General features: G+C 44.6%; 4 protein-coding genes and 1 pseudogene. 1 reads left to right on the forward strand and 4 read right to left on the reverse strand.

Features of this window, described 5'->3' with window-relative positions; all coding sequences use genetic code 11:
- Positions 1-148: 148 nt before the first annotated feature.
- The 4 genes from fliS to A3761_RS21120 form a co-directional block, all read right to left on the reverse strand.
- Entirely contained in the window at positions 149-544 is a 396-nt protein-coding gene (gene fliS / locus A3761_RS21105; RefSeq protein ID WP_068508421.1) for a flagellar export chaperone FliS, read from the reverse strand.
- 47 nt (positions 545-591) lie between these two features.
- Positions 592-2583 (reverse strand): flagellar filament capping protein FliD, encoded by a 1992-nt coding sequence (gene fliD / locus A3761_RS21110; protein WP_068554818.1) that lies wholly within the window; start codon positions 2581-2583, stop codon positions 592-594.
- A 228-nt stretch (positions 2584-2811) separates the two neighbouring features.
- Positions 2812-3207: a flagellar protein FlaG gene (locus A3761_RS21115; protein WP_068554820.1), complete on the reverse strand. Its 396-nt coding sequence runs from the start codon at positions 3205-3207 to the stop codon at positions 2812-2814.
- Positions 3208-3292: 85 nt separating this feature from the next.
- Positions 3293-5311, reverse strand: a complete 2019-nt coding sequence (locus A3761_RS21120; RefSeq protein WP_068554822.1) for a flagellin — start codon at positions 5309-5311, stop codon at positions 3293-3295.
- 468 nt (positions 5312-5779) lie between these two features.
- Between A3761_RS21120 and A3761_RS21125 the strand changes: the two are divergent.
- A pseudogene (locus A3761_RS21125) lies at positions 5780-6546 on the forward strand (flagellin); the annotation flags it as partial.

Consider the following 6546-nt stretch of genomic DNA (forward strand, 5'->3'; position numbering starts at 1 on the left):
CGGTGAAGATACCAGCGCCGTGATCGAAGAATCGAACTAACTGTCGGCAACGCTGAGTACATAGAAATAGCGGCAATCAATAGCCGCTATTCAATCTCTTATGTAAAAGCAATAAGCAAAAAAGCACTCTAGACTTGCGAACAAGCCTCTAGAGAATACCCTTTTCAATAACTTCCTGACGAATACCAGACCAGGCACCTTGAATCTTCTTCAAGTGAGAAAGCACCTCTTCCAACATTTCCAGATCGTTTTTGACATTCGCTTCAAACAATCGATGCTCACAGTAGACATAAAGATCAAATAAATTTTGCGCAACCTCCTGCCCCTTATCTAAATCCAGAAAGCTACGCAAACCCGATATAATCTCTATCGACTTGTTAATCAAACGATTCTTGCCTTCAAAGTCACTCGCAGCAATACGCGCCTTAGCCATATTAATGCGCTCAACAGCACCATCAAATAAAAGCTGAATTAATTGGTGACGGTCAACATCGACAACACTTGTCTGCGCATTAACCGACTGATACTGATGTAATGCATTCATATTATTCTCCTACGATTACCGAGGTGTAATTTCCCCAGCTACTTCTCTTATTTTTCACTTGAACTTGAACCTGAAAGCGCATCTAGCTGCGCCTTTATAAAATCCATCGTACTATTTAACTTGGAAACCGCGATATCAGCTGCGGTAAACTGCCTAGCTAAACGCGCAGTAACTGACTCTATTCTTTCATCAAGCGCAGTACGCTGCTCTGCAATCAAGGCTAGCTCTTTAGCCAGCGTATCATTCTTAGTAGTGAGCGAACCTTCAAGCGATACCATATTAGTAATCAAGTCTACTAACTGCTCGCCAACCCCCTCAATATAAGTAACCGTTCCACGGTCGCCCGTAGATGATCCGCCAACAGTAATTCTAATACCTTCAGAGTCATCACCAACAGCAGCGGTTAACACCTGCCCTGACCCTGTCGCCACAGCACCGTTGATAGTACCCTCAACATCGACGCCATCAACGCCCGCAGCAATACTCAGACCAAGCTGAGCTACTGTATTAGTATCAACAGCTGTTATCTCTACCGTAGACGCCGCACCATAAACATTTGAATTAATTACCAACTGGTTAGAGCCGTCTAGACTAACCGTTACTGACTTTCCAGCAGCACTAAGCGTTGAATCTGCATTGATTTTAGATTGAATCTCGGCAGCTAATTGAGTCTGCGTATAGCTACCTGCATCAAGCGTGATTGAACCACTTTCAGTACCATCAATACTAATGGTGAATTCATCATTATTTGCATCAATAGTTGTACTAGCACCTAAACTTACAGCGCCCGATAGCTCTCCTCTTGTCGCAGCAGTCGTTATGTTAATATCATAACTGCCCGGCTTAGTGTTGATACTTGCAGTACCAAAGCTTACTTGAGCATCGCTGGCTCGCCCTTGATCACTGAACAAAGCCGAAACATCATCTGGGTGCGAATCAAGCTGATCACTAAGAGTGTCTTCATTTAGGCTTAGCAAACCAGTTTGATAATCTGTCGTAATACCAATATCTGCCAAACTACGGACATTTGCATTTTCCAAACCACCAACCGTCGAACCCAATACGCGTCGTACCTGATTCATCATACTTCGAGTTGTCGAGTCACCAAGCAAAATGCCCGCTTCAGCCCCACCACTAGGGTCAAACTCACTATTGTCGTTCACCAAAGTCTGTAGAGCATTAAACTTCTCTACAAATTCTGAAACTTTCTCGACCACAGCAGTGTGATCATTTTGAACAGATAAAGCGGCTGGCGAACCATCATTTGTGCCACTCAGGGTCAGGGTTAAACCTGGAATAGCGTCATAAATCTCATTACTTGAGCGCGTGATCGGTACACCATTCAATTTGAATGATGCATCCGCGGCTGGTTGACTCTGTATTAAGTTAGTCGCTCCCGCGGTGTAGGCGAGTCGAGAAAGACCATTTGCATCTGTGTTACTTGCATCACCGGTGTCCGAAACAGAAATATCGATCGTTTTATCCAGACCCGTTTCATCGGCATTGAATACAAGCTTATAGCCAGTTCCCGTGTAAAGAACTGAAGCCGTCATGCCTACATCAGATTCAGAATTGATCGCTGCAGCAATACCATCAAGCGTATTATTACTATTATCGATAGTAACGTTAGTCGTTTTTCCATCAACCACTATCGTTAAAGAGCCTTCACCAATCGCTGTTGTATCGGAGTCATTAAACTCAGTAGAAGTAAGCGTTTGAGAGACTGCTAAAGCGGTAACTTCAAGCGTATGAACTGATGGAGTTGCATCATTGGAGTCTACCACTGCAGAGAATGCAGAGTTCCCAGAAGAAACCGTTTTTGATTCGAATAACTCAGGATTTGCCAGTGTACGCGAAGGTAGGCGAAGATCTGTAATAGCGGACTTTATTTGACCAAAAATTGACAGTTCAGCATTTACGTCAGCTTCTTGACTGTCCAGACGAGCCTCGACCGGAGCACGCTCCGCACTAGCGAGATTCTCTATTAACTCGCTAGTTAGAACACCCGAGCCTATTCCGACTGAAGATACACTGGCCATAACATCCACCTACTCACCTGTAATCACCAAAAGTGCTCTATATCAGATATAGCGCGAAAGCCGATATTTTCTTGCTTTCAATATTTTAGTGATTAACGAATACTAAAGGGTAAACAGCTTAACAGCGTTATTGAACCCTGCCTATAAATAGTATCGGCAGGCAACACGGGAAGTTTAACTCCCGTGTTGTAAAAGAATGTAAACCATTGCCGCTATTTTAGCCAAAAACTACACTTTAGCTTTAAATAAACTTAACGGTTCATCTTGATGCAAGTCTTGAGCCAACTTCAAAGCAACATCATCAGGAATCTGCCTAACTACTTCAGAGGTCTGCTTATCAACCACTGTTATAATCGTTTTCCCTGACTGATCATCGAGATTAAACTGCAAATTTCTTTGCACCGACTGCACATAGTCATTCAACTTTGTTACAGCCTGCTCAACCTTTTCTTGCGCTTGCTCCGCTGGCTTAAGGCTAGGCTTTTCTTCTACACCTTGCGCAACCGGCTTTGCACTCGCACCATCTTTAAAGTCAACAGAAGAACTGCGCTGTGCCTTTTGAGCAGACGATGCAGCAGCCAGCTTAACTGGCTGGCCTACACCACTCATTTTCATGTCGCTCATAATTCACCTCACATATCTTTTTTAACTGCGTAAGCCGACTTTAACTCACGCTAAAGCCGGCAACGTTCATATTACTAAGTACTTATTACTGTAGAAGCGATAGAACCTGCTGAGGTCTAGCATTCGCTTGCGACAATACTGAAATACCTGCCTGCTGAAGAACCTGAGCTCTAGATAGCGCTGCAGTTTCAGTCGCGAAGTCAGCATCTCTGATTCGAGAGTTTGCAGCTGATAGGTTTTCACTGTTTACCGCGTTGTTAGAAATTGTGTTTTCGAATCTGTTTTGAATCGCACCCAATTTCGCTTGCTCTCTTGCAACCTGGTTGATCGCGTTATCAATTGCAGTTATCGCGTCTTCAGCACCTGCTGCGGTACTGATATCGATATCCTTCAGCTGCTGACCATCTTGAGAGCCACCATATGTACCGACCTCAAAGCCTGAGTTGCTAATCGCCGTAGGATCCTGAGTACTAATTTCAATAGGACCACCAGACTCTAACTTAACCGTACCAAAAGTAGTAGCATCCGCAGCACCGAAGTTTGTACCCGAACCAACAACAATATTTCGACCATCTTCAGCCAACAACTCGTACTGGTTGTCGTCAACAATTTTAGCAGTAACACCTGTCTGAGCCGTCTTAGCGTTAATCGCATCAACCGCTAAAGACACCTGCTCAGAGGTCGTGCCAGTCGTACCAGCGGCAAAACTAATAGACACGCCATTGACCGTCGCATTACCAGCAGTATCCGCAGAAACATCAGATGAGGTCACCTGCGTGGTATTCGCAGTCGCAGTCACACCAGTTTGATCTGAAACCAAGTTAATTGCTGATGCAACTGAAATCGCACTCGCATCTTTATTTGCCGTCGACGCATTATCAAAAGAGGAGAATGTAGCACCAACCGCTGTACCATTAATTACCAAGTCACCAGCAGTAAGCGCCGTACCACCCAAGGTATCACTCACAGCAGTTGCTTTTGAACCACTATAAGAACCCACTTCTAAGCCAGCATTCTCAAGCGAAGCACCCGTATTACTAGTAATCTCAATATCACTACCATCTTTAGATACTAAAGTGTAGGAACCAACATACGTGTCAGCCGCTGCAACACCTGCCGCTGCTGCACCCGCACCCGAGATATCAATGTTACGACCGTCTGCAGCAGAAAGAGTTACACCTTGCTGCAAGTTATTTAGATCAACCGACGCAGTAACACCTGTTTGACCGCTGCTTAGGTTAATTGCGTCCGCAACACCCTGCAAATCAGTAGATAACGTGCTTGCATCGCCAGATCCACCAACATTGATCGTTACACCATTAATATCAAAGTTAGCGGCACTTGCTACGTTAGTGACTTCTGTACCCGATGCAACCGTTGCATTAACAGTCGCACTGACACCCGATTGATCAGCAACCGCATTGATGGACGCAGCAATTGCAATAGAACTCAAGTTCTGATCGGCAGTTGAAGCACCATCAGCACCCGCATCTGCTGCACCTACTGCGAAGCCGTTAATTACCAGGTCACCCGCAGCCATTGCTGGACGAGCATCGGTAGATGAAACAGAAGACAAACCTGATGTGATATCTGTACCTAGCGTTTCCTCTGACACCTCAGAGATTGAAACGTCTATTCGATCACCAACGTTTGCACCTGTTTGGAAACTAGTACCCTGGAAAGAACCATCTAAAAGGTTCTGACCGTTAAAGTTTGTTTTCTCTGCGATACTCGCAATCTCGGTTTTAAGCTGCTCAACCTCTTCTTGCAGTGAAGAACGTTCCAATGATGTATTCGTACCGTTTGCAGACTGCAATGCTAGTTCACGCATACGCTGCAAGGAGGTTGTCATACTGTTCAATGCACCTTCAGCTGTCTGTGCTAGCGATACACCATCACCTGCGTTTCGGTTTGCTACATTTAGACCACGAACCTGAGCATCTATTCGGTTTGAAATCGCCAAACCTGCCGCATCATCCTTTGCGCCATTGATACGCAAACCAGATGATAAACGCTGTAAAGCAACACTCTGTTCATTCTGAGATTTGTCTAGGTTGCGCTGAGCATTCAAAGACGCGATATTAGTATTAATTATTTGAGGCATGTCGTTTCTCCGATCAATTTTGCAAGTAAACGAACGAGATTTTGAAGTACATCATGCTTTGTAAAGCACGCTCTCGACCGCTTGTTACATCACTTAACGGCACTCCTTAGAATTACTTTAGTTTTTTTTACAAAAACAATGTAAGCAAGTGTAACGAAGTTCTTTTTTCATAAACGCTCTCACTCTCCACATTATAAATAGCGGCAAGCACTAGCCAAAAAACCGGCAATCATAGCTTCTTCCGGTATAACCCAACAAAAATAACCAACCCATAACACTTTGATATCAACACCTTACATATCATCCAGTCAAATTGGCACAGTGCATGCTTTACAAAGAGCAAGGAAAGTGATGCTCGATTATTGCATCACAAATTTTAAAAAAACTTTAATTTAGTAGCCGGTAGTTACTCATCCCGAAACTTTAGGAATGCTGTCCACCGGTATAGAAGATAAGTAGGAGCATACAATGCCTCAAATCATCAATACCAATATCGCGTCAATTAATGCACAGCGCAACCTGGACAATTCTCAATCCGCTAACCAGACGGCTTTACAGCGCCTTTCATCTGGCTTGCGTATTAACAGTGCGAAGGATGATGCCGCAGGTTTGGCAATCTCAACTCGTTTCGATTCGCAAATCCGAGGTTTGAACGTATCCATCCGAAACGCAGGTGACGGTGTATCACTTTCTCAAACAGCAGAAGGTGCGCTCGGCTCGATTACCAATAACTTGCTACGTATTCGTGACCTAGCCCTTCAATCGGCGAACGGCACGAACAGCGCAATTGACCGACAAGCTCTCGACCAAGAAGTTCAACAGCTTAAAGCTGAAGTAAAGCGCGTATCAGAACAAACAAACTTCAACGGTACTAAGTTACTTGACGGCTCTTTTTCAGGGGTAACTTTCCAGATTGGCGCCAACGAAGGCGAAAGCGTCACGGTTAGTATAGAGGGAGCTACTGTTGATCAGCTAGGTTCCGCCCAGGGGGATGGTATAACCTCCGATGCTGACAACAACTCAATGGATGCTGGCGACTTGGTTATAAATGGCATTGCCGTAGGTGCTTCAAGCGGTACTGACGATGCATTTTCCAGCGGAAATCAAGATGCTAGTGCAATATCAAAGGCCGCAGCTATTAATCAGGTTGAAGACCGAACGGGTATTAAAGCTGTAGTGAACGAAACGTCACTGGTTGGAACCAGCTATACCAGTGCAGATGTTAACTCCAATAT

Source organism: Oleiphilus sp. HI0123, from assembly GCF_001635315.1.